This is a genomic window from Bradyrhizobium sp. 613_E4_N2_2 (assembly GCF_052075995.1).
Lineage (GTDB): Bacteria > Pseudomonadota > Alphaproteobacteria > Rhizobiales > Xanthobacteraceae > Bradyrhizobium > Bradyrhizobium barranii.
This window is the reverse complement of sequence record NZ_CP197234.1, coordinates 8913733-8939468: the sequence shown is the minus strand read 5'-3', so window position 1 is coordinate 8939468 and position 25736 is coordinate 8913733. Positions and strand designations below refer to the sequence as shown.

At 64.0% G+C, this 25736-nt stretch carries 30 protein-coding genes and 1 tRNA gene; 16 read left to right on the top strand and 15 right to left on the bottom strand.

Going from position 1 to position 25736, the window contains the following annotated elements; all coding sequences use genetic code 11:
• The first annotated feature begins 136 nt into the window (after window positions 1-136).
• The 5 genes from AB7290_RS42450 (at window position 137) to AB7290_RS42430 (ending at window position 2467) form a co-directional block, all read left to right on the top strand.
• Complete coding sequence (locus tag AB7290_RS42450; RefSeq protein WP_071908969.1) at window positions 137-415, top strand: DUF3551 domain-containing protein; 279 nt, start codon at window positions 137-139, stop codon at window positions 413-415.
• An 86-nt stretch (window positions 416-501) separates the two neighbouring features.
• Window positions 502-795: a DUF3551 domain-containing protein gene (locus AB7290_RS42445; protein WP_321576601.1), complete on the top strand. Its 294-nt coding sequence runs from the start codon at window positions 502-504 to the stop codon at window positions 793-795.
• 100 nt (window positions 796-895) lie between these two features.
• Window positions 896-1372, top strand: a complete 477-nt coding sequence (locus AB7290_RS42440) for an ArsR/SmtB family transcription factor (RefSeq protein WP_085405084.1) — start codon at window positions 896-898, stop codon at window positions 1370-1372.
• Window positions 1369-1716, top strand: coding sequence for an SRPBCC family protein (locus tag AB7290_RS42435; RefSeq protein WP_085405119.1), 348 nt, complete (start codon window positions 1369-1371; stop codon window positions 1714-1716). The genes AB7290_RS42440 and AB7290_RS42435 overlap by 4 nt, the downstream gene beginning before the upstream one ends.
• Window positions 1717-1732: 16 nt before the next feature.
• Window positions 1733-2467 carry a DUF899 domain-containing protein gene (locus AB7290_RS42430; RefSeq protein WP_085405120.1) on the top strand — a complete coding sequence of 245 codons (735 nt, stop codon included), beginning with the start codon at window positions 1733-1735 and terminating at the stop codon, window positions 2465-2467.
• A 152-nt stretch (window positions 2468-2619) separates the two neighbouring features.
• On the opposite strand, the gene AB7290_RS42425 is transcribed toward AB7290_RS42430, so the two are convergent.
• Complete coding sequence (locus AB7290_RS42425) at window positions 2620-3864, bottom strand: S1C family serine protease (RefSeq protein WP_354115284.1); 1245 nt, start codon at window positions 3862-3864, stop codon at window positions 2620-2622.
• A 191-nt stretch (window positions 3865-4055) separates the two neighbouring features.
• On the opposite strand from AB7290_RS42425, the gene AB7290_RS42420 reads away from it, so the two are divergent.
• The 5 genes from AB7290_RS42420 to AB7290_RS42400 all read left to right on the top strand — a co-directional run bounded on the left by AB7290_RS42420 (window position 4056) and on the right by AB7290_RS42400 (window position 7027).
• On the top strand, window positions 4056-4673 hold the full coding sequence (locus AB7290_RS42420; RefSeq protein WP_085405086.1) for a hypothetical protein: 618 nt from the start codon (window positions 4056-4058) through the stop codon (window positions 4671-4673).
• Window positions 4660-5034, top strand: coding sequence for a winged helix-turn-helix domain-containing protein (locus AB7290_RS42415; RefSeq protein WP_063985952.1), 375 nt, complete (start codon window positions 4660-4662; stop codon window positions 5032-5034). The genes AB7290_RS42420 and AB7290_RS42415 overlap by 14 nt, the downstream gene beginning before the upstream one ends.
• Before the next feature lie 29 nt (window positions 5035-5063).
• Window positions 5064-5804: a di-trans,poly-cis-decaprenylcistransferase gene (locus AB7290_RS42410; protein ID WP_085405087.1), complete on the top strand. Its 741-nt coding sequence runs from the start codon at window positions 5064-5066 to the stop codon at window positions 5802-5804.
• A gap of 121 nt (window positions 5805-5925) precedes the next feature.
• Window positions 5926-6462: a GNAT family N-acetyltransferase gene (locus tag AB7290_RS42405; protein ID WP_085405088.1), complete on the top strand. Its 537-nt coding sequence runs from the start codon at window positions 5926-5928 to the stop codon at window positions 6460-6462.
• A gap of 76 nt (window positions 6463-6538) precedes the next feature.
• Window positions 6539-7027 (top strand): Crp/Fnr family transcriptional regulator, encoded by a 489-nt coding sequence (locus AB7290_RS42400; RefSeq protein WP_085405089.1) that lies wholly within the window; start codon window positions 6539-6541, stop codon window positions 7025-7027.
• On the opposite strand, the gene AB7290_RS42395 is transcribed toward AB7290_RS42400, so the two are convergent.
• Entirely contained in the window at window positions 6966-7793 is an 828-nt protein-coding gene (locus AB7290_RS42395) for a metallophosphoesterase family protein (RefSeq protein ID WP_085405090.1), read from the bottom strand. The two genes, AB7290_RS42400 and AB7290_RS42395, sit on opposite strands and share 62 nt — an antisense overlap.
• Window positions 7794-8006: 213 nt before the next feature.
• On the opposite strand from AB7290_RS42395, the gene AB7290_RS42390 reads away from it, so the two are divergent.
• From AB7290_RS42390 to AB7290_RS42380, 3 genes are all read left to right on the top strand, one after another.
• Window positions 8007-8696, top strand: a complete 690-nt coding sequence (locus AB7290_RS42390; RefSeq protein WP_085405091.1) for a DNA-3-methyladenine glycosylase I — start codon at window positions 8007-8009, stop codon at window positions 8694-8696.
• A 24-nt stretch (window positions 8697-8720) separates the two neighbouring features.
• Entirely contained in the window at window positions 8721-9014 is a 294-nt protein-coding gene (locus AB7290_RS42385) for a DUF1330 domain-containing protein (RefSeq protein WP_085405092.1), read from the top strand.
• Between the two features lie 205 nt (window positions 9015-9219).
• Window positions 9220-9513, top strand: a complete 294-nt coding sequence (locus tag AB7290_RS42380; protein ID WP_085405093.1) for a hypothetical protein — start codon at window positions 9220-9222, stop codon at window positions 9511-9513.
• 123 nt (window positions 9514-9636) lie between these two features.
• Here AB7290_RS42380 and dinB read toward each other — a convergent pair whose 3' ends face one another.
• The gene (dinB, locus tag AB7290_RS42375; RefSeq protein WP_085405094.1) at window positions 9637-10737 is read right to left on the bottom strand and encodes a DNA polymerase IV; all 1101 of its coding nucleotides are present in this window, start codon (window positions 10735-10737) and stop codon (window positions 9637-9639) included.
• 43 nt (window positions 10738-10780) lie between these two features.
• Here dinB and AB7290_RS42370 point away from each other — a divergent pair, with 43 nt between their 5' ends.
• Both AB7290_RS42370 and AB7290_RS42365 read left to right on the top strand, forming a co-directional pair.
• Complete coding sequence (locus tag AB7290_RS42370; protein ID WP_085405095.1) at window positions 10781-11224, top strand: TspO/MBR family protein; 444 nt, start codon at window positions 10781-10783, stop codon at window positions 11222-11224.
• 94 nt (window positions 11225-11318) lie between these two features.
• The gene (locus AB7290_RS42365; protein ID WP_085405096.1) at window positions 11319-11528 is read left to right on the top strand and encodes a hypothetical protein; all 210 of its coding nucleotides are present in this window, start codon (window positions 11319-11321) and stop codon (window positions 11526-11528) included.
• 36 nt (window positions 11529-11564) lie between these two features.
• Here AB7290_RS42365 and AB7290_RS42360 read toward each other — a convergent pair whose 3' ends face one another.
• From AB7290_RS42360 to AB7290_RS42340, 5 genes are all read right to left on the bottom strand, one after another.
• Complete coding sequence (locus tag AB7290_RS42360) at window positions 11565-12497, bottom strand: ferritin-like domain-containing protein (protein WP_085405097.1); 933 nt, start codon at window positions 12495-12497, stop codon at window positions 11565-11567.
• Window positions 12498-12945: 448 nt separating this feature from the next.
• Window positions 12946-13022, bottom strand: a tRNA-Arg gene (locus AB7290_RS42355).
• Between the two features lie 103 nt (window positions 13023-13125).
• On the bottom strand, window positions 13126-13845 hold the full coding sequence (locus AB7290_RS42350) for a metallophosphoesterase family protein (protein WP_085405098.1): 720 nt from the start codon (window positions 13843-13845) through the stop codon (window positions 13126-13128).
• Window positions 13846-13870: 25 nt separating this feature from the next.
• Entirely contained in the window at window positions 13871-14782 is a 912-nt protein-coding gene (locus AB7290_RS42345; protein WP_085405099.1) for a hypothetical protein, read from the bottom strand.
• A gap of 1 nt (window position 14783) precedes the next feature.
• A complete protein-coding gene (locus tag AB7290_RS42340) occupies window positions 14784-15926 on the bottom strand; it encodes an MBL fold metallo-hydrolase (protein WP_244623071.1) in 1143 nt (380 codons plus the stop codon).
• Between AB7290_RS42340 and AB7290_RS42335 the strand changes: the two genes are divergently transcribed.
• Window positions 15819-16235: a hypothetical protein gene (locus tag AB7290_RS42335; RefSeq protein WP_244623072.1), complete on the top strand. Its 417-nt coding sequence runs from the start codon at window positions 15819-15821 to the stop codon at window positions 16233-16235. The two genes, AB7290_RS42340 and AB7290_RS42335, sit on opposite strands and share 108 nt — an antisense overlap.
• A 68-nt stretch (window positions 16236-16303) precedes the next feature.
• Here AB7290_RS42335 and AB7290_RS42330 read toward each other — a convergent pair whose 3' ends face one another.
• From AB7290_RS42330 to AB7290_RS42300, 7 genes are all read right to left on the bottom strand, one after another.
• Window positions 16304-17365, bottom strand: a complete 1062-nt coding sequence (locus AB7290_RS42330) for a sensor domain-containing diguanylate cyclase (RefSeq protein WP_135214088.1) — start codon at window positions 17363-17365, stop codon at window positions 16304-16306.
• A 1-nt stretch (window position 17366) separates the two neighbouring features.
• Window positions 17367-20477: a bifunctional diguanylate cyclase/phosphodiesterase gene (locus AB7290_RS42325; RefSeq protein ID WP_085404083.1), complete on the bottom strand. Its 3111-nt coding sequence runs from the start codon at window positions 20475-20477 to the stop codon at window positions 17367-17369.
• Between the two features lie 176 nt (window positions 20478-20653).
• A complete protein-coding gene (locus tag AB7290_RS42320) occupies window positions 20654-21739 on the bottom strand; it encodes a branched-chain amino acid ABC transporter permease (RefSeq protein WP_028149341.1) in 1086 nt (361 codons plus the stop codon).
• Window positions 21736-22746: a branched-chain amino acid ABC transporter permease gene (locus AB7290_RS42315; RefSeq protein ID WP_085404082.1), complete on the bottom strand. Its 1011-nt coding sequence runs from the start codon at window positions 22744-22746 to the stop codon at window positions 21736-21738. Before AB7290_RS42315 ends, AB7290_RS42320 begins: the two co-directional genes overlap by 4 nt.
• Window positions 22743-23465 (bottom strand): ABC transporter ATP-binding protein, encoded by a 723-nt coding sequence (locus AB7290_RS42310; RefSeq protein ID WP_085404081.1) that lies wholly within the window; start codon window positions 23463-23465, stop codon window positions 22743-22745. Before AB7290_RS42310 ends, AB7290_RS42315 begins: the two co-directional genes overlap by 4 nt.
• On the bottom strand, window positions 23462-24226 hold the full coding sequence (locus tag AB7290_RS42305) for an ABC transporter ATP-binding protein (protein ID WP_085404080.1): 765 nt from the start codon (window positions 24224-24226) through the stop codon (window positions 23462-23464). Before AB7290_RS42305 ends, AB7290_RS42310 begins: the two co-directional genes overlap by 4 nt.
• Before the next feature lie 64 nt (window positions 24227-24290).
• Window positions 24291-25475 carry a substrate-binding domain-containing protein gene (locus AB7290_RS42300; protein ID WP_085404097.1) on the bottom strand — a complete coding sequence of 395 codons (1185 nt, stop codon included), beginning with the start codon at window positions 25473-25475 and terminating at the stop codon, window positions 24291-24293.
• Between the last annotated feature and the right edge of the window lie 261 nt (window positions 25476-25736).

Genomic DNA, 25736 nt, shown 5'->3' with positions numbered 1-25736 from the left:
CCTGAGATTGGAGCCCTGCCGCCTGGCAGGGCTTTTTTCTTGCGTACTTCGTTCCGTTGATCTGGAATAAAACGGCGCGGCGAAACCTGATGATACATGGCGCGTATCTCGCCCTGTGAAGAGAGGAGTCTGGATCATGCGCAAGACGCAATTGGCGCTGCTGACGCTGGGCGCGACGGTCCTTGCCGGCTTCGTCACCGTCACGCCCGCGGCGGCCCGCGACTACCCCTGGTGCGCCCAGGGCGGCGAGTATGACTATCCCGGCGAATGTGCCTACAGCACCTATGAGCAATGCCAGGCCAGCGTCTCCGGCCGCTTGCTGTACTGCGGGCCCAATCCAATGGTGGCCTATGGCCAGGCGCCGCAGCCGCAACCTCGGCCGCACCGTCGCGCGCGGCCCGTTGCACCGTACTAGCCGCGCGCGCATTGCGCAGCCGCGTATTTTTGCGCGATCGCTCCGGAATAAACCGGCTCCGCGAGCCTTTCACTCTGTGAGGTCGGATGTCGCGCGGCGAACACGGGAGGTCGGTCATGGGCAAGGCGCAATTTGTGCTGGGCACCATAGTCCTTGTGTGGCTCGCTGGCGGGAGCCCGGCGCGCGCGGACTATGATTACGCGTGGTGCATTCAGAACTCGGAATACGGCTATCCCGGCGACTGCTCCTATCAGACCCGCGAGCAGTGTCAGATGAGCGCGTCGGGCCGCAAGGGCTATTGCGCGCAAAATCCTGCCCAGGTGGCCGTACGGCCTCCGCTTCAGCCGTCACTACGCGGTCGGTACGTTCGTCCGTACTAGTCGCGGCTCACACTGAGCACCGCCTGATCACGCAGTCGTGCAGATCCGGACGCGCGGGTTCCTGCTTGACGCCCTCTCGTTCACGTCTATACTAAACCAAATGGTTAAGTATAGAGACGAGACGCTCGACCGGACCTTTGCGGCGCTGTCCGATCCGACGCGGCGTGCCCTTCTCGCGCGGCTCGGCGAGCGGGACGGCCTGTCGGTGAGCGAGCTGGCCGCGCCGTTTCCGGTCTCGCTGCCGGCGATCATGAAGCATCTCGACGTGCTCACGGATGCGGGCCTGATCGTGCGGGAGAAGACCGGACGCACGGTGTCCTGCCGGCTCACCGCGCAGCCGATGGAGCAGGCGATGAACTGGCTCAATCGCTACGCGCAGTTCTGGTCCGAGAAGTTCGACCGCCTCGCCGCCTTCGTGGAGGACAAGACATGGCCAACGCAGCCGTCAGCACCGATCCCCGCACAGCCGAGCGTCCAAGCGAGCGTCCAAACGAACGTCCAAGCCTCACGCTCACGCGCCGGCTCCGCGCACGGCCGGAGAAAGTCTACGCCGCCTGGACGCAAGCCGCGCAGATAGTCCAGTGGTTCGGGCCGCCGAACATGAAGCCGGCGACGCTGGATGCCGAGCTCGATGTCCGTACCGGTGGCCGCTACCGCATCAGCTTCACCGGCGACGACGGCGAATATTTCGAGGCTGGCGGCATCTATCGCGAGGTCGTGCCGAACGAGCGGCTGGTGTTCACCTGGGCCTGGCATTCGACGCCGGAGCGCGAATCGCTGGTGACGATCACGCTGAAGCCGGATAGCGCCGGCACGCTGATGATCTTCCATCACGCCCAGTTCTTCGACGAAACCGCACGCGACAATCACCAGCGCGGCTGGAGCTCGTGCCTCGACAAGCTCGACGCTTTCGTCGCCTGACACCATGGAGGATACCGTGCAGCAACATCAGATCGTCTCGCGCGAGCAATGGATCGCGGCCCGCAAGGCCCACCTGGCGCACGAGAAGGAGCTCAGCCAGGCCCGCGAGCGCCTCGCCGAGCAGCGCCGCGCGCTGCCCTGGGTGAAGGTCGACAAGAACTATGTGTTCGACGGACCGAACGGCAAGGTGACGCTCGGCGATCTCTTCGGGGGCCGCCCGCAGCTCGTGGTGCAGCATGTGATGTTTGCACCCGACTGGGAGGCCGCGTGCAAGAGCTGCTCGTTCTGGGCCGACGGTCTCGATCGCATCGTGCCGCACCTCGCCGCGCGCGACACCTCCACGGTTGCGATCTCGCTGGCGCCGGTCGCCAAGCTCGAGGCCTTCAAGAAGCGGATGGGCTGGACCTTCGACTGGGTCTCGTCAGGGGGCAATGACTTCAACTACGATTACGAGGTCTCGTTCACGCGCGAGCAGATCGACAAGGGCGTGCCGAAGTACAATTTCGGCACCACGCCGTTCTACGGTCCGGAGCTGCCCGGTATCAGCGTGTTCTACCGCAACGAGGCCGGCGAGATCTTCCATACCTATTCTTGCTTCGCGCGCGGTCTCGACATGATGAACGCGGCCTATCAGTATCTCGACCTCACCCCGCTCGGTCGTCACGAGGACGGCCTGCCCTATCCGATGGACTGGGTCCGCCTGCGCGACCAGTACGAGCCGCAGGCGAAGGGGGCGTGCTGCCACGGGTGAGACGGCGGGTGCGCTGTGCCCACACCAACGGTGTCATCGCCCGACTTGATCGGGCGATCCGGTATTCCGAGACGGTCGTGTCGAATCTAGAAGCCGCGGCGTACTGGATGCCCCGCCTTCGCGGGGCATGACAGCGGAGGCTGAAGCGCAGTCTACCGCTTCGCGTCGGCCTGCTCCGTGCCATTGCACGAGATCAGCATCGTGTACGGCCGCGCGTTGCCGGCGATGTCGGTGGTCTTGAGCTCGCCCTTCGGTTCGGAGGTCTGGTAGGGCACCACGGAATTGTCGAGGAAGTCGCGCAGCATGCCGGTCTTGATGGCGAAGTTGATGTTCTCCGGAATGTTGCCGGTCGCAGCGACGATGCGAAGTGCGGGGATCTTTGCGGTGACCACGCCCACGATCTGACCGGTGGTGTCGAACAGCGGGCCGCCGCTATTGCCGGGCTGCACCGGCGCGCTGATTTGCAGGAAACGCGTGTCGTTGCGCATGCCGCTGAGCGAGCTCGCGATACCGGTCGTCACGGTGAAGTCCGACGTGAGCAAGCCATGGAAGGGAAAGCCGATTACGATGACGGAATCGCCGGAGCGGATCGAGCGATCGCGGATCCGCGCAAAGTCCTTGAATGTCGTCGTCGACGGCGCCTGCAACAAAGCGAGATCGTTGTTGACGTCGCTCGATACGACGCGCAGCACCATCGCGGCCTCACCGGTGAGGTTGCCCTTGATGTCGCCGACGCAGCCGTCGATCACATGGTTGTTGGTGACGACATGGCCGTTCGCACTGACCACGAAGCCGGTGCCGGTCTTGGCCCTGGCAACTTTGCTGCCGGCCGGCGGCGCCTGCTTGTCCGGCGCAGGCTGCGGCTTGGCGGCCATCTTGGTGAAGTCGCCGGCCTTGTCGAGCCCGTCGGCTTTCACCTTGGTCACGCAATTGGCCAATGCGGCGATCACCGGCCCGGTCGAGGTAAGATCGAAATTCAGAACGGCGCGGCCGGCTGTCGCCACCATCAGGCTCGCCTTCTGAAACGTGCGCACAACATTGACCGGCATGATGGCCGTGAGCATGTTGGGCTGGTACGCCGTGGCGAACAGCCTGGCTTGCTCCTGCCCGTCAAAGGTCACGTCGATCGCGGCGTTCTCGCCCTTGTTGAAGCGGTAGCTGGGACTCGCAAAGGCGAGTGACCATGTGCCGGCTGCATTTTGGCTCACGACGAGGATGACGCCGTTCGCATAAGGCGTCGTCGCGGCGCAATGGGAGAAAGCGCCCGTCTCGTCATTGCTGAAGGCGCCGCCGATCCAGTTGCCGACATTGACGCTGCCGAATGGTCCTTTCGCATGGGCAGCTCCGACGACACTCGCCTGCAAAAGCGATGCAACGACAAACGACTTAAGCCACATACCATCCCCCCATAATGCTTTTCGATCCATCTTATCCGCGGGAGGATACGCAGTGCAATCGGCAGTTGTTTGTCCGGACAGGACCTCCTCGCCGGGCTTGCCTTTACTTTGCGGTGCTATATACTTTGCAATACAAAGTGACGGGACGGCGGTCCCGGTTAATTGGGCGGAGCGGGGTTTTGGCGTTGCCAATGCGCGATCTCGACAAGGCACTGGCCGACATCGTGGCGATCCGCAACCAGATTGCGGCGGGCACGGCGTTCCGCGGCTACGGCCCGGCGACGATCGCTGCGACGGGCGCCGTCGCGCTTCTCACCGCAATCCTCCAATTCTGGCTGCTCGGCGATCCCACCAGCGAGCCGGTCGGCTTCTTCTTCGGCTGGTTCATGGCCGCGGTGCTCTCCGTTCTGATGATCGGCATCGAGATGCGCGCGCGCTCGCGCCGTCATCATTCCGGCCTGGCCGATGCCATGATCCATCAGGCGGTCGAGCAGTTCTTGCCCGCGGGCGTCGCCGGCGTGCTGCTCGCGGTGGTGATGTGGAAGTTCGCGAGCGAGACGCTGTGGCTGTTGCCCGGCCTGTGGCAGATCCTGGTGTCGCTCGGCATTTTCGCTTCCGTCCGCTCGCTGCCGCGCACCGTCGCGCTCGCCGGCGCCTGGTATTTTGTTTCCGGCTTCGCGGTCGTGGTGCTCGCGAGCCGGACTCACACGCTATCGCCGTGGACCATGGGGCTGCCCTTCGTGATCGGGCAGTCGGTGATGGCGGGCATTCTGTATTTCGCGTCCGGAGACCATGATGTCGAAGACTGACAGCGCACCCTTCTCCTATGAAGGGCTCGACCGCGTCATCCACGAGAAGGCGAGGCTCGGGCTTCTGACCTCGCTGATGGCGCATCCGAAGGGTCTGGCGTTCGCCGACCTCAAGCAGCTCTGCGGCCTCACCGACGGCAATCTCAGCCGGCATCTCGCCGTGCTCCAGGAGGCCGGCCTCGTCGAGGTGACCAAGGGCTATGAGGGCAACCGCCCGCACACGACCTGCCGCCTGACCAAGGCCGGCCGCCGCCGCTTCCTCGACTATCTCGCCGTGCTCGAGCGGCTGGTGCGCGACGCCGCCAAGGCCGCCGGCCGCGACGCGCCGCCGCTCGGCCGTCTCGGTATCATCTCGACCTGATCCCCCCTTTTTTGACCGGAGACTTTGCAATGCAAAGCGACATGACCTCTCGCAACGAGAAGCTTCACGTCGGCATCATCATGGACGGCAACGGCAGGTGGGCGACGCGCCGCGGCCTGTCGCGCCTGCGCGGCCACGAGGCCGGCGTGGAGGCGATCCGCCGCATCGTCGAGGCCGCACCCAAGCAGGGCATCGGGACGCTGACGCTCTACGCCTTCTCAACCGACAATTGGCGCAGGCCGAAGACCGAAGTCGCCGCGCTGATGACGCTGCTGCGCTTCTATCTCGCCAACGAGGTGCAGAGCCTCGCCAGGAACGGCGTGCGCCTCACCGTGATCGGTCGACGCGACCGTCTGCCCGACGGCATCGCAAATGCGATCGCGCGCGCGGAGGACGCCACGGCGCACGGCAGCGCGCTTCACCTGCGCATCGCGGTCGACTATTCCGCGCGCGACGCCATCCTCAACGCCGCAGCGAAGGCGGCGGCACTGACGAGCCTCACCCGCGAAGCCTTCTCGCAGCTCGTCACAGGTGAAGCAGGCCTTCGCGACGTCGATCTCATCATCCGCACCTCCGGCGAGAAGCGGCTGTCGGACTTCCTGCTCTGGGAAGGCGCCTATGCCGAGCTGCACTTCACCGAGCGGATGTGGCCCGAATTCGACGCTGGCGATCTCTCCGCGGCGCTGGTGTCCTTCCACGGCCGTGAGCGCCGCTTCGGCGGCCTCCAGGCGATCATGCCCGACGAGGTGCCGTCACTCTCCCGTGTGTGATGCGCGGCACGGGACAACGAGCTGTTCGTTTTCAGCCGCATGATTGGCAGTGGTGTCCAAGCCGCGGAAGCGCGGTCTCGGTTAGGTGTGCGGTCCACGCAACCTGCCGAGAGCATTACGCATGTCACAGCTGTTTCCGGGAGCCGTCGTTGAGGCGCTCGAACTGGCCGAAGCGAAGGGCATGGTCTGCATCAGGACCGCCAGCGTATCCGACGTCGAGAACCTGTCGGTCTATTTCACCGGCCTGTCCACGACGTCGCGCAACAAGCGCTTCATGGGCGCGCGCGCCGACGTCGCCCTGGTCGCGGCCGAATGCGTGGCGAAGACGGGCCGTCCCGGTCATTTCACCCTGCTCGCCGAAGTCAGGCAGGAAGGGCAGCACACCATCATCGGCGAAGCGAACTACGCCTATGATGCGACTGCACGGCATGGCGAGTTTGCCATTTCGGTCGCCGATGCGTTCCAGCGCCTGGGCCTCGGCTTGCAGATGATGACGGCGATGGAGACGCGGGCGACCGATCTTGGCCACGAGATGATCGCCGCCGAGACTGCGCGGACAAATGCCGAGATGCGCGGTCTGGCGAAGAAGGCAGGCTTCCGGGATACCGGTCTCGGAGACTGGCAGTCGGTTCATCTCGCAAAGCGCTTGTCGCGGTAGCCGTCCGCGCGTTGCCGCCTGGCACGGATCGTGCTCTAGTATCGCCTGGATTTCCCCAGCGATGGGAGCTTCGGCGATGCGCGCAGTTCTGGATCATTGCACCGGCGGAACGGAGCGGCAGGTCAAGGCCGGCACGTCGGTCGTCACCGAGGGTGGCACCAGCAGCGGCCACCTCTACGTGCTCGTCGAGGGCAGGCTCGACGTGCTCAAGAGCGACACGGTGGTCGCGACCATCACCGAGCCCGGCGCCGTGTTCGGCGAGATGTCCGTGCTGCTTGGGTTGCCGCATACGGCAACGGTGCGGGCCAGCTCGGATTCCGTCATCTATGAGTTCGAGGACGCGGCGTCATTCCTCATCCAGCGGCCCGAGGTCGCGCTGCTGCTCGCGCGCACGCTGGCGCAGCGGCTCAACGTTGCCAACACCTATCTCGCCGATCTCAAGCGGCAATATGCCGGCCACGGCACGCATCTCGCCATGGTCGGCGAGGTGCTCCAGAGCATGATCAACCTGCCGCCGCTCGAGGTGTCGCCAGGCTCGGATCGGCAATCCGATCCAAGGATGTGAGCCAGTCCGGCGGCTCCTCGATGGTGTTTGCGGGCCGCTTCAGCGGTGCGGCGAGGTCGATCCACTGCGCTTCGCCCGCAGCCAGCCAGAACGCCTTGTCCGCAGCGAGATCCAGCACGATATGCGTCGGCGGCCGTCCCGGTTGCAGGCCGGCGTTGAACACCCATGTCTGCCCGAGCCGGTCGAACCACGAGCCGTCGGCGATGAAGGGCGACTGGTGCACATGGCCCGAGATCACCATCGACGGCTGATACTGCATGATCCACTGCACCAGATCGACATCACCGAAGAAGCGCTTGCCGCCCCAGCTGGTCGGTGAATTCGCCGGCGGCGCGTGATGGGCCCAGATCCAGCGCTGCGGGCGGCTTTCGGCGGCGTCGCGCAGCTGCGCGACGATGCGCTGCTTGACCAGCGGGCCATCCCACCACGGGCACACCGTGAACAGCGTGTCGCCGATGGTGAGGCTGTCGCCGTCGCAAATGATCCCGAGCTCCCGCACCTCCGAGATCCAGCGCGAGATCTTCTCGCCCTCCGCGTTGCGCTCGTCGAGGTCGTGATTGCCGGAGCAGAGGATCACGCGGGTCTGCGCCGCGAGCAGCGCGAGGTATTTCTTCAGCACCACGATCTGCGCGCGAAAATCCACCATCGAGCCGATGTCGAGCGCATCGCCGGCGAAGATCACGAGGTCGAACTGCGGCGCCGCGCTGGCCAGCCAGTCGAGCTGCGGCAGCGAGTAGTGCAAATCGGCCACGACCAGGCAGCGCATTGAAAATCCATGGGCGGGTTTGAAAAGGTCTGGGAATTCCAAAACGTCATTTACAAAGCAAGAAGCAGACCAGAATGGCTGCCTCTCTTCGTCAAGCCAATGGCCGGCAGCATGCTGCGGTGCATTGGTGTGCGCAAGTAGCCGGGCACCGCAGGGCTGGACCGTGTCATCGAATTCTGATGTCGTGGCGCATCCTCAAACGCCCGTATCCGCATGACCTCCTTCAAGACCATTCGTGCCCGCGCCGAGAAACGCAAGGGCGGCCCCAAGGCGCTCGACAGGCTGATGCCCGAAAAGCCCGACCTGAAGGGGCTGGCCAAGCTCGGCGACGATCGCATCCTCGCCGAGATGACCAGGCGGGTGTTTTGTGCCGGCTTTGCCTGGAGCGTGATCGATTCGAAATGGGACGGCTTTGAAGCGGCGTTCCTGCATTTCCAGCCGGCCAAGCTCACCTTCCAGCCCGAGGATTATTGGGAGGGCCTCGTGCGCGACGCGCGCATCGTGCGCAACGGCGCCAAGATCATGTCGGTGCGCGACAACGCGGCCTTCGTCCAGGAGATCGCGAAAGAGCACGGCAGCTTCGGCAAGTTTCTGGCGAAATGGCCGCCATCCAACGAGGTCGGCCTGCTCGATCTCCTGACCAAGCGCGGCAGCCGGCTCGGCGGCAACACCGGGCAGATGCTGCTGCGCTTCGTCGGCTGGGATGGTTTTGTCACCTCCAGGGATGTCGTCGCCTGCCTGCGCGATGCCGGCCTCGACATCGCCGAAGAGGTCAAATCAAAGGGCGATCTCGCAAAAGTGCAGGCACAGTTCAACGCGTGGGCCGAGGAGACCGGTCTGCCATACACATATCTGTCACGCATCTGCGCGCTCTCGGTTGGCGAGAACCGAGGCGAGCACTAGTTCACGAGAACAAGGAGAAACAAAATGGCAAAAGCTTATTGGGTTGCGACCTACCGCGCGATCAAGAGCCCCGACGCCATGGCGGCCTACGCCAAGCTGTCGCGTCCGGCCATTGAGGCCGCCGGTGGACGCGTGCTCGCGCGCGGGATGCCGGTTGCGGCCTACGAGCACGGCCTGATGGAACGCGTCGTTCTCATCGAGTTCGACAGCGTCGAGCGCGCCAGGGCGGCGTATGAAAGTCCCGCCTACAAGGCCGCTCACGACCTGCTCGGCGACGGTGCCGACCGCGACATCCGGATCGTCGAAGCCGTCGAATAGCGGCATCGACAGGCGGATCATGTGCATCGTGTGGCGATCCCGTGCCGTGAGCGCGGCAGATGAAACTGGCGATCACGAAATGCATTTTTCCGGAACATTCGTGCGCAACACCCGTTCGGGAATTTGAGCCAGGCGACACAGGCGCAGGGAACGCCCGTTTTGGCTCAACTCACTGAAACCCGGCACGACAGAAACGGAGCAGCTCATGAAGCTCACATCCGAACAGGTGAAGCAGACCGTCAACCAACTCGGCGCCCAGGTGCTCCCCGACGAACATCCCGCCATGCCGCAGCTCAACAGCATGTTCGGCGAGCACACCTTCTTCGTCGACGAGACGGGCCTGAAGGTGCTCGAGCCGACGCCGTCGCTCAGCGCCGAGCGCCAGACCGGCGAAGTCGTCAGCCTCGCCAACTGGAGCGATGCCGACCTTACGCGCCTGATGGCCCACGAGCCGGAACCGACGGGCGTGATCGTCGTGTTCGAGCATGTGAGGCATTGATTGGCCCGAGAGGATCGGCCTTCATCGTTGGCGGGTCTGAAAATCCCGCCACCTTCCATGACTGGTCTGGGGCCACGCCGCGGACAAGGATCTCGCTTTCGCGGCGGGGCTTTCCAGGCTGGTTCAAATACCGAAAGTCAGCTGCGGCTCCGCATCGTCCCCGTCCTGGAGGGCAGACAGCGATACCCCCACGAGCCTGACGCGCTTGGGCAGCGGCATTTCGACTTCGAGCAGGCCGCAGGCCAGCCGCTCCAGATCGTCCCGGCCTGCAACCGGCGCTGTGACGGACCTGCTGCGCGTGATGATCTCGAAGTCGGCGAACTTGATCTTCAGGGTGACGGTGCGGCCGCGATTGCCGGTCGTCTCGCAATGGCGCCAGACCTTGTCGACGAGCGGCTTGAGCTCGGCGGCCAGCGCGCCGTATTCGTCGAGGTCGGTCGAGAATGTCGTCTCCGCGCCGATCGACTTGCGGATCCGGTTGGCCCGGACCGGCCGCTCGTCGACGCCACGTGAGATCCAGTAGTAATAGGCGCCCGACTTGCCGAAATTCGCATTCATGAACTCCAGCGTCTGGTTGCGGATGTCGAGGCCGGTGAACAGGCCGAGCGCATTCATCTTCGCACTGGTCGCCGGGCCGATCCCGTGGAACTTGCCGACGGGCAGCGTCTCGACGAAGGCGGCTCCCATTTCCGGCGAGATCACGAACTGACCGTTGGGCTTGCGATGATCGGAGGCGAGCTTTGCAAGAAACTTGTTGTAGGAAATGCCCGCCGAAGCGTTGAGGCCGGTCTCGGCCTTGATCTTCTCACGGATCAGCAAGGCGACGTCCCGCGCCAGCGGGATGCCTTGCAAATTCTCCGTCACGTCGAGATAGGCCTCGTCGAGCGACAATGGCTCGATAACAGGCGTGTGCTCGGCAAAGATGTCGCGGATCTGCCTGGAGATCGCCTTGTAGACCTCGAAGCGCGGCCTGACGAAGATCAGATCGGGACATTGCCGCTTCGCGGTCACCGACGGCATCGCGGAGCGAACGCCGAACTTGCGGGCCTCGTAGCTGGCGGCCGCGACGACGCCGCGTTCCGCGGAGCCGCCGACCGCGACCGGCTTGCCGCGCAGCTCCGGATTGTCGCGCTGCTCCACGGACGCATAGAAGGCATCCATGTCGATATGGATGATCTTGCGGACGGGCGTGGCCTCGCCAGTCACCGTGCCGGATTCGCTCATGGAACGATGATACAATTGCCCGAAGAGAAGCGCGAGGTGATGGATGCTTCAGTTGTTGGTCTTCGTCGTCGGTGTGGTCGGCATCGGCTGGCTGATCGGCGCGACCAATCTTCCGGGAGAGTGGTATGCGGCCCTTGCCAAGCCGGGTTTCGTGCCGCCGAACTGGGCGTTCCCGGTGGCCTGGACCATCCTTTACATCCTGATCGCCATCGCGGGCTGGCGGACTTTTCGCCGTGAGCCGTCGGGTCGAGCGATGCAGGTCTGGGCCGCGCAGCTGGCGCTGAATTTCGTCTGGTCCCCGGTGATGTTCACGATGCACCAGATCGGCGCCGCGCTCGTCATCCTCATCTGTCTGTTCGTCGCGATCGTGACCTACATCAGTCTCGAGACATCACGGGACAGGCTGGCCGCTGCGTTGTTCGTGCCTTACGCAGCCTGGGTTGCCTTTGCCGGCCTGCTCAATGCGGCCATCTGGCGCTTGAATTGAGGCGATTTGTCCAAGGTTCATCAAAGAGCAATCTCAGGCTTGTGAGTGGCGAGCCTAGGCCCGCGTTCCTAAATGGGAGCGCGGAGGACAGCCAATGCAATACAGCTCCGAGCTCATTCAGACGATGCGCCAGGCCCTCGAGACCGTGATGGCGAGCGTGCCGGCCCATCAGTCGGTGTTCGGTCTGAAAGCCGCTGTCGCCGAATGCATTTTGAAGACTGCCGCGCACGGTCATACGTCGTATGACGCCCTGGTGACGTCCGCCTCCGATCAGATCCAGTCGATCATCTCGATGCTGACGTGAGTGCTTGCCGTGGGAGGCAGGCGGCAGATCCGGAGTTCATGCCGACGGAGGCGCCCATAGGAACTCAGGACGAATGCCCTGCTGGATGAGGTCCGTGCCAAGCGACTGAAGTGTGAACATGGCGCCGATGCTGGGTCTTGTACCGCTTGTCCAGCACGTTTGAAGGCCGATCAAGAGCTGCGACAGGGCCTGGTTGAATGCAAGCGACGGACTCGGTGTGACGGTTGATTGCTGAAAATCGAACCAGGTCGGAAACGGGATTGGTGCTCCCGTAAAGCTCCAGTGGCCCGCCGCATCCTGCACCAGCGTTTTCTCGGTGTAGATTTCCTTGAAGACATAATAGTGGGCGAATGTTGCATTGCCGGTTGGGGGTTGGTTAGGAGAGCCTTCCGTACCTTCACCTTCGCCCTTGATCAGCAGGATCGCCGCCTGCGCATCGGCGATGCTCTTGATCGGCGTTGCTTCCCCCGAATTGACCGCGAAAGCGCTGGCATTGATCGCGGGATTGACTGTGGTGAAGCCCTCGGCGATCGCATCGTAGAAATCACCGATCGTCGCGGGTCCCGTTCTTGCGGTGAGCGCGACCGGTGGAAATTCCGGATACTCGATCTGCATGAAGACCTGAACTTGATCTGGCGTAAGCGGCTTCAGATCAACGGGCAATTTTTGCAGAATTTCTCCGGGCAGGACATTGGTCGGGTAGCTCGGAATGAAGGCCGCATTGGCAATGGATGGCACGCCGCCGATCGCGGTCAGCATGTTGCCTGCCAGGGCAAAGTGATACATCTCTTGCACCACAATGTCCTCAATCATACCGCCGACGCCGCCCGGGTCGCTGTTGATCGACCATTGCGCGCAAAGATAAGGCGGGATGGTGGAGAACTCCAATTGCATCGCGGTCTGGAGTGCGTCTTTCAGGTCTGAAAGCGTCGTAATGCGATCCTCGACGAACTGGGCGATGGTTTTCATCTGAAGCACCCCTCCCGACTCGGTTGATTGCGAAGCCCTGTTCCTGGCGCCGCCACTGGATCGACGTCGTCAAGCAGGTGCCGTGTTGGCTCATTGCTTGCGGGACGAGCGCTCCTGGGGTGATTCAGTCCGACAATAACCGGATATCGGTCTGCGACATCACGCCTACAATCGGACCTACCCCGATGATCGCGACCAGAAACATGCTGCGATCAGGCTCATTTTCCGCAACCCATGAACAATAGTACAATTTAAGGGTGCAATCAATTGCGCCGCTGGTCAGAGATTTGTGACCGCTTTTCCATTCGACGTGCTTAGCCGGACGCGCGCGCGACGTTGCGAAGGCCAGATTGCGAGCCGCAACATTTGATGGATGGTGCCGTCACAGCGTCAAAAGCCGGCACACAGTCTCGGTCCGGCACACAGTCTCGGTAAAGAGTAAGGAGACTGGCGCACCCGACACGATTCGAACGTGTGACCTTTGCCTTCGGAGGGCAACGCTCTATCCAGCTGAGCTACGGGTGCTAGTCGAGGTTCATTTAGCCGATTGGCGGGGGGTGGGCAACCTCCGCTTTGCCCGGGCCCGGACGCCCGGCATCGCCCGATTCCTGGTCTTATGCTTCGCTCTTCAATCCCGGAGGGCGGCCGGTCCCGAGATCTCCCCGGAATCGGTCACGAACATCAACGGGCCCGTCTCCGAGGTGGCGAACACGGCCGCGGTGAGCGGGCCGCCAAAGCAGGCGCCGGTATCCAGATTCAACCGGTTGGCTCGCAGATCAGGTGTCCCGGACCGGACCGGCGTATGACCATGGACAACGAAAAGCCCGTGGTCGTGATCCGACGACAGGAAGGGTTCCCGGATCCACAGCAAGTCTCGCTCGGACTGCGACGCCAGCGACACGTCCGGCCGTAGCCCAGCGTGGACGAAAACTCGTCCATGCTCGATTTTCATCAGCGGAAGCGCGCGTATCCAGTCGAGATGCTCGCTCGGCAGGTCGGCGGGATCGTCGATCCCGTAACTGTCGAGCGTCTGCTCGCCGCCGTTGCCCCACCAATTCATCAGGTCGCGGTCGGTGCGCTCCATGTCGGCTGCGCGAAGCAGCATCTCCTCATGGTTGCCCCGCAGACAGACGAAGGGGCGGTCCTGCTTCCCTTCGCTGCCGACGAGAAAATCCATCACCCCGCGGCTTTGGGGCCCCCTGTCGATGTAGTCTCCGACAAGGACGAACTGGGCGCTCCGCAGGCCGCGAATCTGGTCGCACGCGGCGAGAAGCGACGTCAGCTTCTCAAAGCAGCCGTGGATGTCGCCGATCGCGAAGGTGAGCTCTTCGTGCTCGGGAAGATGCAAAGCCAGGTTTCTCCCGCGTGCCAACTTAGATGGTGAGACCCTTTGTCGTGCCTTTGAACCTGATCCGCTCCGGACCCACGCCCACCTTCGCGAGCGATTCAATCACTCTGTCGCTCAGCGTCTTGCCGTCCTTGTCCTTGCGATCGCGTTGAGCCGCGGTGAAATCATACACGAGCAGCCCGACATTGGCGCTGCTCACGTTGATCTTTGCCCCCTTCGCGACGGCGCTGATCGCCGCAGCCACATTGCGGTGTCCGTTGCTCCATTCCGCCATCTCGGCCAGATTCTTCGCAACCAATCGATAGCTGTCATCGAACTCCGTCTTGTGAAGGTCGATCACCTTCTGATAGTCCCCGAGCTGACCGACAATGTCGCCGTTCTCCAGCTCGGGGTTGCTCAACGTCTTGGCCTCCCAGAACACCAGATCCACGCCGGTCGCCGTCGTTTCGAAGTTCGCCAGGTCCATGCGGGGGAGGTTCCGCTTGATGCCGGGGACGCCGGATGCGTTGATCGCAATCTCGACGTCGACGACGGAGAGATTGGACGTCGCGATCTCGTGGACGCCTTCCTTCTCCTGTCCGGAATAGGGCGATGCGGCCCTTTTGAGCTTCGCCAGCGTCTCTGCGCCTTCGTAGTCGCGCGTCAGCATCCTTTGCTCGGCGTTGCCGAAGGCGAACTTCCCCTCGACCAGCGAAACCTGATCCTTGAGGTCCGGATTCAGCAGATATTTTTCATGCGTCGAGGCGGTCACTTTCCCGCCCTTGAATGACACTTTGAAGATGGATTGTCCCTGCCAATAGACGTTCAGGTACTCGTCCCGAATGCCGATGATGAGCGTGGGATCGGCGAGAACGTCTTTCCACCACCCATCCTGCTGGGCGAGTGTCTCGAGTGCCTTGCGAAAGTCGTCGCCCCGGATTCCGCGTCTGAAGCTCATCTCATACCTCCCACCATTCGCCATCGCTGCGTCGCGTGACGTTGTCAAAATATCTGGAGAAACTGTCGCCTTCGAATGTGTGAACGGGCACCAGCCTGTCCGGCTGTATTGCGTTCGCGAGTCGCTTGAGATCCAGGATGCTGGCGTGGCCCGAGGTGTGGATGATCTCGATGGGAACGCTGCGTGTCGCGAGATCCGCCTTCAGTCTGGCGCCAGGACCGTCCTTCAGATATCCGTCCCATTGCGACCAGATCGCTCTGGTGCCGGGCCAGAGATTTGCGGCCTCCACGTCGTGGGCCATTGCCGGACGAAACAGCATCACGGTGCGATCGGCGATCTCGGTGATGCGCTCGCGGTAGATCCGTGCGGATTTGTAGGGATCCAGCAGGTCGAAGCGCTTGTTCCTTGCGATCTGTCGCCGCTGATATTCCGGCACATAGACCGACAAATTGGGCCAGCCGGCGTTCGGCAAGCGCTCGTTGCCGGTGGCCCGCAATATCTCCATCGCATAGAGGTCCAGCAGCAGCGTCCGGCCGCTGCGCTTGCAGGCGCGATAGATACTGACGACGCGATCGATGTTCTGCGCGGACGCCGAGAGGATGACGAAGCCTGGCTGTTTAAAACTCTGGGTCAGCCTCGCCTCGATGTCGTCCTCCGTCGGGAATTGCGTGTGCTCGTCGAGACGGCCGAGGCTCGACCCCTCCATCAGCATCATGTCGATATCGCGGGGCGGATGGCTGACCAATCGCTCGAACAGACCGCCCTTGCGACCGTGGGCACGGATGTCGCCGCTGTAGAACAGACGCCGGCCGGCAGCCTGGATCAGCAGCGCATAGGCATCATAGGCCGAGTGATCGACGAGATAGGGCGTGATGCTGAACGGACCGATCTGGAAAGTCCTGCGATCGTTCAGCTCGAATGAAACATTTGGCACGAAGGCGTTGGGCACGAAAGGAGCCGCCGCACACATGATGCGCGCCGTCGCGGCGCCCATGGCGAGGGGGACGTCGGGTTTGCACAGGGGAAGCAGACCCCAATGATCGCCGTGTCCGTGCGACAGGACGATCGCACGCAGGGTTGGATCTTCGACGCGAAGCCCGGCCACCGGCGGGAGAAGATCGTCGGACGCGCCGTCGGCATCCAGCGGAAGGCCAAGGTCGAGCAGGATTCGCTCGCCCGCGGCCTCGAGCTCGATGCAGGTGCCACCAATTTGCTGCGTTCCGCGGTGGACACGTCCGCGAAACGAACCGGCTGCTTCGGTCATCAGCGGTTGGTCTTGGCGGCCGAGCCGGGTTCGGCCGTCACTCGCGACCAGGCGATGGCGTTTTTGGCGGAGGGGAGGGCACTGCGAGATGGGCGGGGAAATTTCAAAGCGAATACGGCTCCAGGCAACGACTTATCTATATTCAAACGAGCGCCCGAGAAATTGCGGCTTTTCGAGAAGAAAATGTGAGTGTTGTTCCGGCGCAACATCACCCGTTGGTGAGGCCGAACGCAATAGAACCTTCGGTGGGATGAACGTCAGCCGCGGCTGGACCGGCGATTGGCGACGATGGGAATGGCGGGCGCGTCGCGATCGGCGCGCGCAAACTCCGCCAGCAGGCGTTCGGAGCAGATGACGCGGTTGCGGCCGAGCCGTTTTGCCGCATAGAGCGCCTCGTCGGCCGCACCCAGCAGCCGGTCGGGGTTGCCGTCGGCCTCAGTGGGAATATGGCTGGCGACGCCGACGCTGAGGGTGACGTGGTCGCCGGCGCCAGCAGCGCCATGAGCGATCCGCAAGGCCATGACGGCACGGCGGATCTCCTCGGCGATGGCGCAGGCGGCATCGCACTCCGTGTCGGGCAGGATCAGCGCGAACTCTTCCCCGCCATAGCGGCTGGCGAGGTCGAGCGGGCGTACGGCATGGCGGCTGACGACATCAGCGACCGCGCGCAGGCATTCGTCGCCGCTCTGGTGGCCGTGCCGGTCGTTGAAAAGCTTGAAATGATCGACGTCGACGAACAGCAGCGCCATCGGCTTCTGCGTCCGCTGGGCGCGGGCCCATTCGCTCATCAGCATCTGGTCGAAGGCGCGCCGGTTCGACAGGCCGGTCAGCCCGTCCTTGGTGGCGAGCTCCTTCAGCGCCATCTCGGCGCGCTTCTGATCGGTGAGGTCGCGCAGCGTCTCCACCACGGCGATCAGATGGCCGGCCTCGTCGTGGATGGGGCCGGCGTCGATCGCGAGATAGAGCTGGCTGCCGAGCTTGGGCATCACGCACCAGTTCTCCGCGGAAAAGCCGAGCCCGTTGTGGCCGCGTGCGGCATATTCCGAATAAAACTCCGGCAGCTGCTCGGGACGGTCGAGCGCGACCAGGTCGGCGAGGCAGGGGCGCCTGGTCTCGTAGAAGGCCTGCCAGTGTTTCGTCGTGCCGATCACCTCCGCGGCGGGAACGCCGGTCAGCCGCTCGCAGGCTCTGTTCCAGATCACGACGCGGCGCTTGGGGTCGATCACGAAGGTCGGCACCACCAGATGCTGCATCAGCCGCACGGCATAGGAATCCGCGACGTCGACGGCTTTCGCTGACGTTTTCCGCGGCTTCGCCATCTCAGGCCACCGCCGCCACCGGCGCGGCATCGTTCGGACCGAACAGCTTTCGTACCTCGGCGGCCGGCTTCGGTTTGCTGAACAGATAGCCCTGCATCTCCGTGCAGCCGAGCGCGCGCAGCATCTCACGTTGCGCCTCGGTCTCGACGCCCTCGGCGACGGTGGTCATGTGGCTGGCTGCGGCGATGTTCACCACCGCCTGCACGATCACGGGCGCGCCGCTGGTCTCCGCGATGTCGGCGACGAAGCAGCGGTCGATCTTGATCTTGTCGAACGGGAAGCGCTTCAGATAACTCAGCGAGGAATAGCCGGTGCCGAAATCGTCGAGCGCGATGCGCACGCCGATGGACCGGAGCTGGTGCAGGATCGAGAGCGCGGCCTCGTCGTCGCGGATCAGCACGGCCTCGGTGATTTCGAGCTCGAGCCGGGAGGGAGAGAGCCCGGAGGCGGCGAGTGCGCTGGCAATCCGCAGCGCCAGCGTGTCGCATTTGAGCTGCACCGGCGAGACGTTGACCGCAATCCGCACATGCGCCGGCCAGGTCGCGGCCTCGTTGCAGGCCATGCGCAGCACCCAGTCGCCGAGCTCGTTGATCAGGCCGGTATCCTCGGCGATCGGAATGAACTCCGCCGGCGACACCCAGCCGCGTTCTGGATGCCGCCAGCGCAGCAGCGCCTCACAGCCCGACACGTCGTTGGTGCGCAGGTCGACCAGCGGCTGGTAGTGGATCTCGAAGCCGCCGTTCACCAGCGCCTGACGCAGATCCTGCTCCATGGTCAGGCGCGCCTTGGCGCTGGCATCCATCTCCGGTTCGAAGAAGCGATGGGTACGGCGTCCTTCGGCCTTGGCGCCGTACATCGCAAGATCGGCGTGCTTGATGAGCTGGTCGAGATCGGTCCCGTCCTGCGGCGCCAGCGCGATGCCGATGCTGGCGTCGGTGGAGAGCTGATGGCCGAGGCAGTGATAGGGCTGGCGGATCGCCTCGTAGATCCGCGTCACGAACGACAGCACGTCCGCAGAGGACTGGATTCCGCTCTGGATCACGGCGAATTCGTCGCCGCCGAGCCGCGCGATCAGGTCGCTCTTCTTGAGGCAGCCGCGGAGACGGGTCGCGATTGCCTTCAGCAGCTCGTCGCCGACGTGATGGCCGAGCGAATCGTTGATGCCCTTGAATTCGTCGACGTCGATATAGAGCAGCGCGAACTGCCCGCCGCCGGCGACCTTCGCCAGCTCGCGCTCGATCTGTTCGCGGAACAGCGTGCGGTTCGGCAGGTCGGTCAGCGCATCGTAATGCGCCATATGCGCGATCTTCTCGTGGGCGCGCCGCCGCTCGGTGACATCCTCGACGACGCTGATGAGGTAGCGCGGCTCGCCGGACTTGTCGCGAATGCCGATCCGGGTCGAGGTGATGTAGCGCGGTCCCTTGGTCTGGCTCTGCCAGGCGTGCTCGTCCTTGAACAATCCCCCGGGCGCCTGCAGCGCCTTGCTGTCGTCGTCGTTGACGATCCTGGCGGCGGCCTCCGGATACATGTCGAAAGGAGTCTTGCCGACGATGACGTCACCCGACTGGCCGAACTGCTCCTCGGCGGTCCGGTTGACCAGCAGATATTGCCGCGTCAGGGCATCCTTCACCGTGATCTGCGAGGGGATGTGATCGATGATCTCGCGCAGGAACATGTAGTTGCGGTCGCGCTCCTGCTCCAGATTGCGCCGCTCGGTGATTTCCTCGATCGTGGCGACCCATCCGCCCTGCGCCAGCGGGGTGTTGATGACCTGGAAGGCGCGGCCGTTGGGCAGTTCGTGGATCCTGCTGGAGACCTTGCCCTCGGCGACGACCCGCATCACATCGGTGCAAAACGTCTCGACGTCGCCGCCGAACGTGCCACGCTCCTTGCGATGCTGCATCGCCTCGCGGATGTGACAGCCGGGCTTGATGATGTCGTCGGACAGGCCGAACATCTCGGAGTAGCGGCGGTTGCAGGTGACGATAAATCCGGCGGCGTCGTACAGGATCAGCCCTTGCGACATGTTGTTCAGGGCGGTGTCGAGCCGCAGCCGTTCCGCTTCGATCCGCTCCTGGGCTTCCCGGTTCTGCCGGCTGATCTGGCGGATGATCAGGAAGAGGATCAATGCGATCACGATCGCCGAAAGCGTTGCCGTGGTGACCATGAAGCCGGTCTGCTGACGCCAGTCGGCCAGCGCGGCGCTCGTGGTGTTGGTCGCGACAATGACCAGCGGGAAATGCGACAGCGAGGCCCCCGAGCCGAGGCGGTCCTCGCCGTCGATCGGTCCCTTGACGCGCAGCGTGTGCCGGCCGCCCTCGGCCAGCATCTTGCGCATCAGCGGCGCGTCCTTGAAATTCCTGCCGATCAGCTCTTCGACATGTGGATAGCGCGCCAGCATCTTGCCTTCGCGATCGAACAGCGAGATCGCCGTACCCTCGGCAAGCGCGACAGAAGCGAAATACTGCCGGTAGCTGTCCGGATCGATCCGCCGGACCATGGCGCCGAGGAAGGTGCCGTCCGCGCCGCTCAGCCGCCGCGCGACGATCGTGGTCCATTTGCCGATGATGAAGCTGCGGACCGATTCCAGGATGACCGATTCGGCCATCGGATCGGATTTGAACGTCTGGAAGTAGGCGCGCGAGGAGACGTTGATCTTGGGCAGCGGCTCGGCCCGCGACCAGTTGATCAGCTCGCCGTCGGCATCGTAGATCGCGATGTCGCCGAGATAGGAGACGGAGCTGATCTTGCTCCGCAGCATCTGGTTCGTCGCGAGCCCGGACATGCGCTCGCGGAACATCGCCGGCGAGGTGATCTCCGGCAGGTTCATCTGCCCGATCAGGTCGGCGGCGACGACGTCGGAATCCTGGAATTGCTGATCGAAGTGCCGCGCGATCAGCTGCACCGTGTTTTCCAGCTCGCGCTCGCGATTGGCCAGGGTGCGCTCGCGGAATTCGCCGATGGCCATGGCGGTCACGGCGAAGATCCCGGCGACCAGCAACACGCCGCACAGGGTCAGCCAGAGGACAGGACCACGCCGCGCCAAGGCCGCCCAGCCGTTGGTCGCGGCTGATGACATTCCGGCTGTCACCGTGGAAAAGACCTGGCGCATTTCCCCCCTCCCTGGAAGGACAGGAATACACCGCACAAATGGCGCAAACCTTAGGAAAGCCAGTTACCTAAGCATTAATCCGGTTGTGCAGTCGCGCCCGTATGCAGTGGGGCGGGAATCACGTCGCGGTTGTGCCGTGCCCATCACAATCGCTGCGCTGCATCATTAATGCCGGCTTAATGCGAAGCGCCCGCGCTCTTGTCGCGGCCGGCATTGCGCAGACGTCCGACGACGCCGGTCGGGAAGAAGTAGACGCTGGCGATGAACAGCAGCCCGAGCCACAGCAGCCAGCGGTCGGGATGCAACAGCCCCGGCAGCAACGGCAGGCCGGCTTCGCTCGCCGCCTTGGAGGCCACGCCCATCAGCGACTGAAGGTAGTTCTGGGCGAGGATGAAGATGGTGGCGCCGATGATCGCGCCGTAGATCGTGCCCATGCCGCCGATCACCACCATCAACAGAATGTCCAGCATGATCGAGAAGCTGAGCGAGGTGTCGGGACCGGCATAGCGCAGCCACAGCGCGTTCAAAATGCCGGCGCTGGCGGCGACCAGCGCGGCGAGGCAGTTGGCGTAGGTCAGGTGGAAGACGGTGCGAAAGCCGAGCGCCTCGGCGCGAAAGCGGTTCTCGCGGATCGCCTGGAGCACGCGTCCGAACGGCGAGTTCACGACACGCAACAAAGCGAGGATCATCAGGGCCGAGACGGCGAACACCAGGTAGAAGGTGAGGATGCGGCCGTTGATCTCGAATCCGAACAGGTTCTTGGAGATCAGCACCGTTCCGGGCCGCAGCAATTCCGGCAGCTGGAAGCTGCGTCCGTCCTCACCGCCGGTCAGCCAGGAGAGCTGCGAGGCCAGCACCTGGAAGGCGGAGGCGACCGCGAGCGTGATCATGGCAAAGAAGATCGCGGCGACCCGCAGCGAGAACAGGCCGATCGCGAGCGCGAGCAGCGCCGCGAGCGGCAGGCCGACCACGATGCCGGTTGCGACCGCGGCCCAGTTCGGGCCCATCCCGTACAGCGCGATCGCGATGGCGTAGCTGCCGATGCCGTAGAACATGGTGTGGGCGAACGATACCGAGCCGGTATAGCCGAGCAGGAGGTCGTAGGAGGCCACGAGCGCGGCGAAGACGCAGATCTTGGCCGCGACGTTCAGCGCCTTGGCCCCCGGGAACAGGAACGGCGTCGCCGCCAGCGCCAGGATGATGACGATGAGGAGAAGCGTGAGCACGCGGCTCTTCGGCGGATCGCCTGACAGGAGCATCATCGGCTGGTCACCGCATAGAGGCCGCGCGGCCGCCACATCAGAATGGCGACCATCAGCAGGATGTTGGAGACGAGGGCGAGTTTCGGCACCAGGAAGCCGCCGTAATTGGCCACCATCGCGACCAGGATGGCGCCGATGAAGCAGCCGCCGATCGAGCCGAGGCCGCCGATGATGACGACGATGAAAATCAGGACGGTGAGGTCGTCGCTCATGGAGGCATGGACCTGCTCGCGATAGAGCGCCCACATCACGCCGCCGAGGCCGGCGAGCGCCGATCCCGTCATGAACACGCCGAGGAACAGGCGGCGGATGCGATAGCCGAGCGCCTCGACCATCTCGCGGTTCTCGACGCCGGCGCGGATCAGCAGGCCGAGCTTGGTGCGGTTGAGCACGAGCTGGATCGCGATGAAGACGGCGAGGCCGATCAGCATCGCCAGCACACGGTATTTGGCGATCGCGACGTCGCCGAGGATGAAGGAGCCTCGCAGCGAGGTCGGCAGGGGCGTCGGGATGATCTGCGGTCCCCACAGCGCATAGAGCGTCTGCTCAGCGACGATCAGGCCGCCCGTCGTCATCAGGATCTGCTTCAGATGCTGGCCATAGACGGGCAGTATCAGCACGCGCTCGACGACCAGGCCGAGCGCGCCGGATACCGCCATCGACAGCAGCGCCGCCGGCGCCAGCACGGCGAGGTTCATCCACAGTGAATCCGCCTGCATCGAGGCCGCGAACGGCGCGAGCACGAGGGTTGCCACATAGGCGCCGACGGCGATGAAGGCGCCGTGGCCGAAATTGAGCACGTCCATCAGGCCGAACACCAGCGTCAGCCCCGAGGCCATGATGAAGATCATCATGCCCATGGCGAGACTCGCGGCGGTCAGCGTCAGCCAGGTGCTGGGTGACCCCACCAGAGGAATCATCGCAAGCGCCAGCGCGATCGGCAGCAGGATCGGCGCGAGATCGCGCTTCGGCTTCGGCAGCGGATCATTTGCGGCGAGTTCAGTCACTGATGCGCCTCCAGGCTCAGGCCGAGCAGCCGCTCCTGCAGCGGCACGTCGGCGGCGAGCGCCGCCATCTCGCCGCGATGGACGATGGTGCCGTTGTCCATGACCAGCACGTTGTCGCCGAGCTCGCGGGCGGCAAAGAAATTCTGTTCGACCAGCAGGATCGTCGCGCCCTTGCGCTTGATCTCCTTCAGGCACTCGATCAGTGCCATGACGATCGCGGGCGCCAATCCCTTGGTCGGCTCGTCGATCAGCAGCAGCTTGCGCGGCTCGACGATGGCGCGCGCGATCGACAGCATCTGCTTCTGTCCGCCTGAGAGGCTTCCCGCGCGCGACAGCCAGAACCGGCGCAGCGCGGGGAAGAAGCCGAAGATCCAGTCGAGCTGGGTATCGTCGAGCGGCCCGTCGCGCGCCGCCAGCACCAGGTTTTCCTTCACCGTGAGGTCGGAAAACACCGCCATGCTCTCCGGCACGTAGCCGACGCCGAGCCGCGCGATGTCGGGCGTGGCGCGGCTCTCGATGCGCTCGCCTCCGAGCGTGATTTCGCCGCTGGAGGCCTGCCACAGGCCCATGACGGTGCGCAGCGTCGTGGTCTTGCCGGCGCCGTTGCGGCCGAGCAGCATGGTGGTCTGGCCCTGCGGTACCGCGAGGTCGATGCCCTGGAGGATGTGGTAGCGGCCGATATGCGTGTGCACGCCGGAGAGTTTGAGCAGATCGGTCATGCGGCACTCTTTGGAGCAATGCCGAGATAGGCTTCCTGCACGATCGGCGAGGCGATCACCTCGGCCGGCGGCCCGTCGGCGACAAGTTGTCCGTTGTGCAGCACGATGATGCGGTCGGCGAGCGAGCGCACCACGTCCATCTTGTGCTCGACCAGGAGGATGATCTTGCTCTTGTCCTGCTTGAGCTGCGCGATCAGGTTCAGCACGACCGGCACCTCGTCGATGCTCATGCCCGCGGTCGGCTCGTCGAACATGAACACTCTGGGTTCGAGCGCGATCATCAGCGCCACTTCGAGCTTGCGCTGGTCGCCATGCGACAGCGCAGTGGCGGCGACGCCGCGGCGATTGCCGAGTGCGACCTGGTCGAGGATGGCATCGGCGCGGGTGATCAGGTCGCGGCGGACCATCCAGGGCCGCAGCATGTCGTAATGGGTGCCGCTGGCCGCCTGCACCGCGAGGCGGACGTTCTCTTCCACGGTGAGGTTCGGAAACAGGTTGGTGAGCTGGAAGGCGCGCCCGAGGCCGGCGCGGGTGCGCAGCGGCGCGGAATGCTGCGTGATGTCGGTGCCGTCGAACAGGATGCTGCCGTGTGAAGCGCGCAGCTGGCCCGAGATCAGGTTGAAATAGGTGGTCTTGCCGGCGCCGTTCGGCCCGACGATGGCGGTGAGCTCGCCCGGGCGGAACGTGCAGGTGACGTTGTTGACCGCGACATGGCCGCCGAAGCGGATGGTGAGGTCGCGCGTCTCTAGCGTCAGGGCCATCGGGAGAACTCTGGGAATGTGGAAGAAGCCTCTCCCCGCCGATGCGGGGAGAGGGGACTTGATATCAACGCTTGTTGCGGACCGGAACGTCCATGTCCTCGATCTTCAGCTCGCGCACCGGCTCGAGCACGGCCCAGGCGACGTTCGGATCGACCTTGACCTTGAAGTGATACATGCTTTGCAGCGCCTGATGGTCCTCCTTGCGGAACACCATCTTGCCCTTCGGCGTGTCGAACTCCAGGCCTTCCATCGCCGTGATCAGCTTCTCGGTGTCGGTCGACTTCGCCTTGGTGACGGCGGCGACGACGGACATCGCGGCGGCAAAACCGCCGGCGGTGAAGAAGTCCGGCGGCGCGTTGAAGCGCTTCTGGTGCTCGGCGACGAACCAGTCGTTCACCGGGTTCTTCGGGATGTCGTAGTAGTAATAGGTCGCGCCTTCCATGCCGGGCAGGCCCTTGTAGGCGGCCAGTGCCGGCAGGATGTTGCCGCCGGTGGAGAGCTCGATGCCGTAGCGCTTCGGATCCATGTCCTGGAGCTTGGCCAGCGGATTGCCGGCGCCGGCCCAGATCACCCAGATCACCTTGCGGCCGGGTTTGTCCTTCAGAGCGTCGAACAGGCGCTGACCGACCGCGGTGAAGTCGGTGGTCGAGGTCGGGGCGTATTCTTCCGCGGCGAGCGTCGCGCCGGTCTTGGCGAGCGCCTCCTTGAAGGCGGCGACGCCGTCGCGGCCGAAGGCATAGTCCTGCGCCAGCGTGGCCACGGTGACGCCCTGCTTGCCGATCGCGACCGCGTTCGAGATTGCGTCCTGCGACGAGTTGCGCGCGGTGCGGAAGATGTAGCGATTCCACTTCTCGCCGGTAATCTGGTCCGCGACGGCGGGCTCGACGATCAGGATCTTCTTGTTCTCCTCGGCGACGGGGAGGATGGCGAGCGCCGCGGCCGACGAGGTCGTGCCGATCGCGATGTCGGCCTTGTCGTCCTGATAAGCTTCCGCGAGCGCGGCTTTCGACAGGTCGGGCTTGCCCTGGTCGTCCTTGGTGATGACGACGATCTTGCGGCCGTCGAGCGTCATGGTGCCCTTGGTGGCGTATTCAAAACCCATTTGCAGGCCGGTTTCGGTCTGCTTGGCATAGGCTTCGAGCGGGCCGGTCTTGCCGTAGATCAGCGCGACCTTGAGGTCGTCGGCCTGCGCGGAGGTGTTCGCGGCCAGGCCGAGGATGGCTGCCGTGAGAATGAGCGATCGACGCACGATGATTTCCTCCTTGAATGAACTGCCTTGATCACAGCGATTTGCACAAGTGTGCATACATTGCAATTCCACCTTCCGGCGGAGCTTGCACGAGGCACATGTGACAGTCTCTTGACGTGCGCGTGCCGGATCGTCGCAGGCCGCGACGCGTTCGCGTTAGCGATCCCCTGGCTTCACATCAGCCCTTGCGTTTCCTCAGGCTGCCTCAGAGCAAGCCCTGCGCCAGATCCGGAGCTTTGCGCGGGAATGCCTGAAATTGCG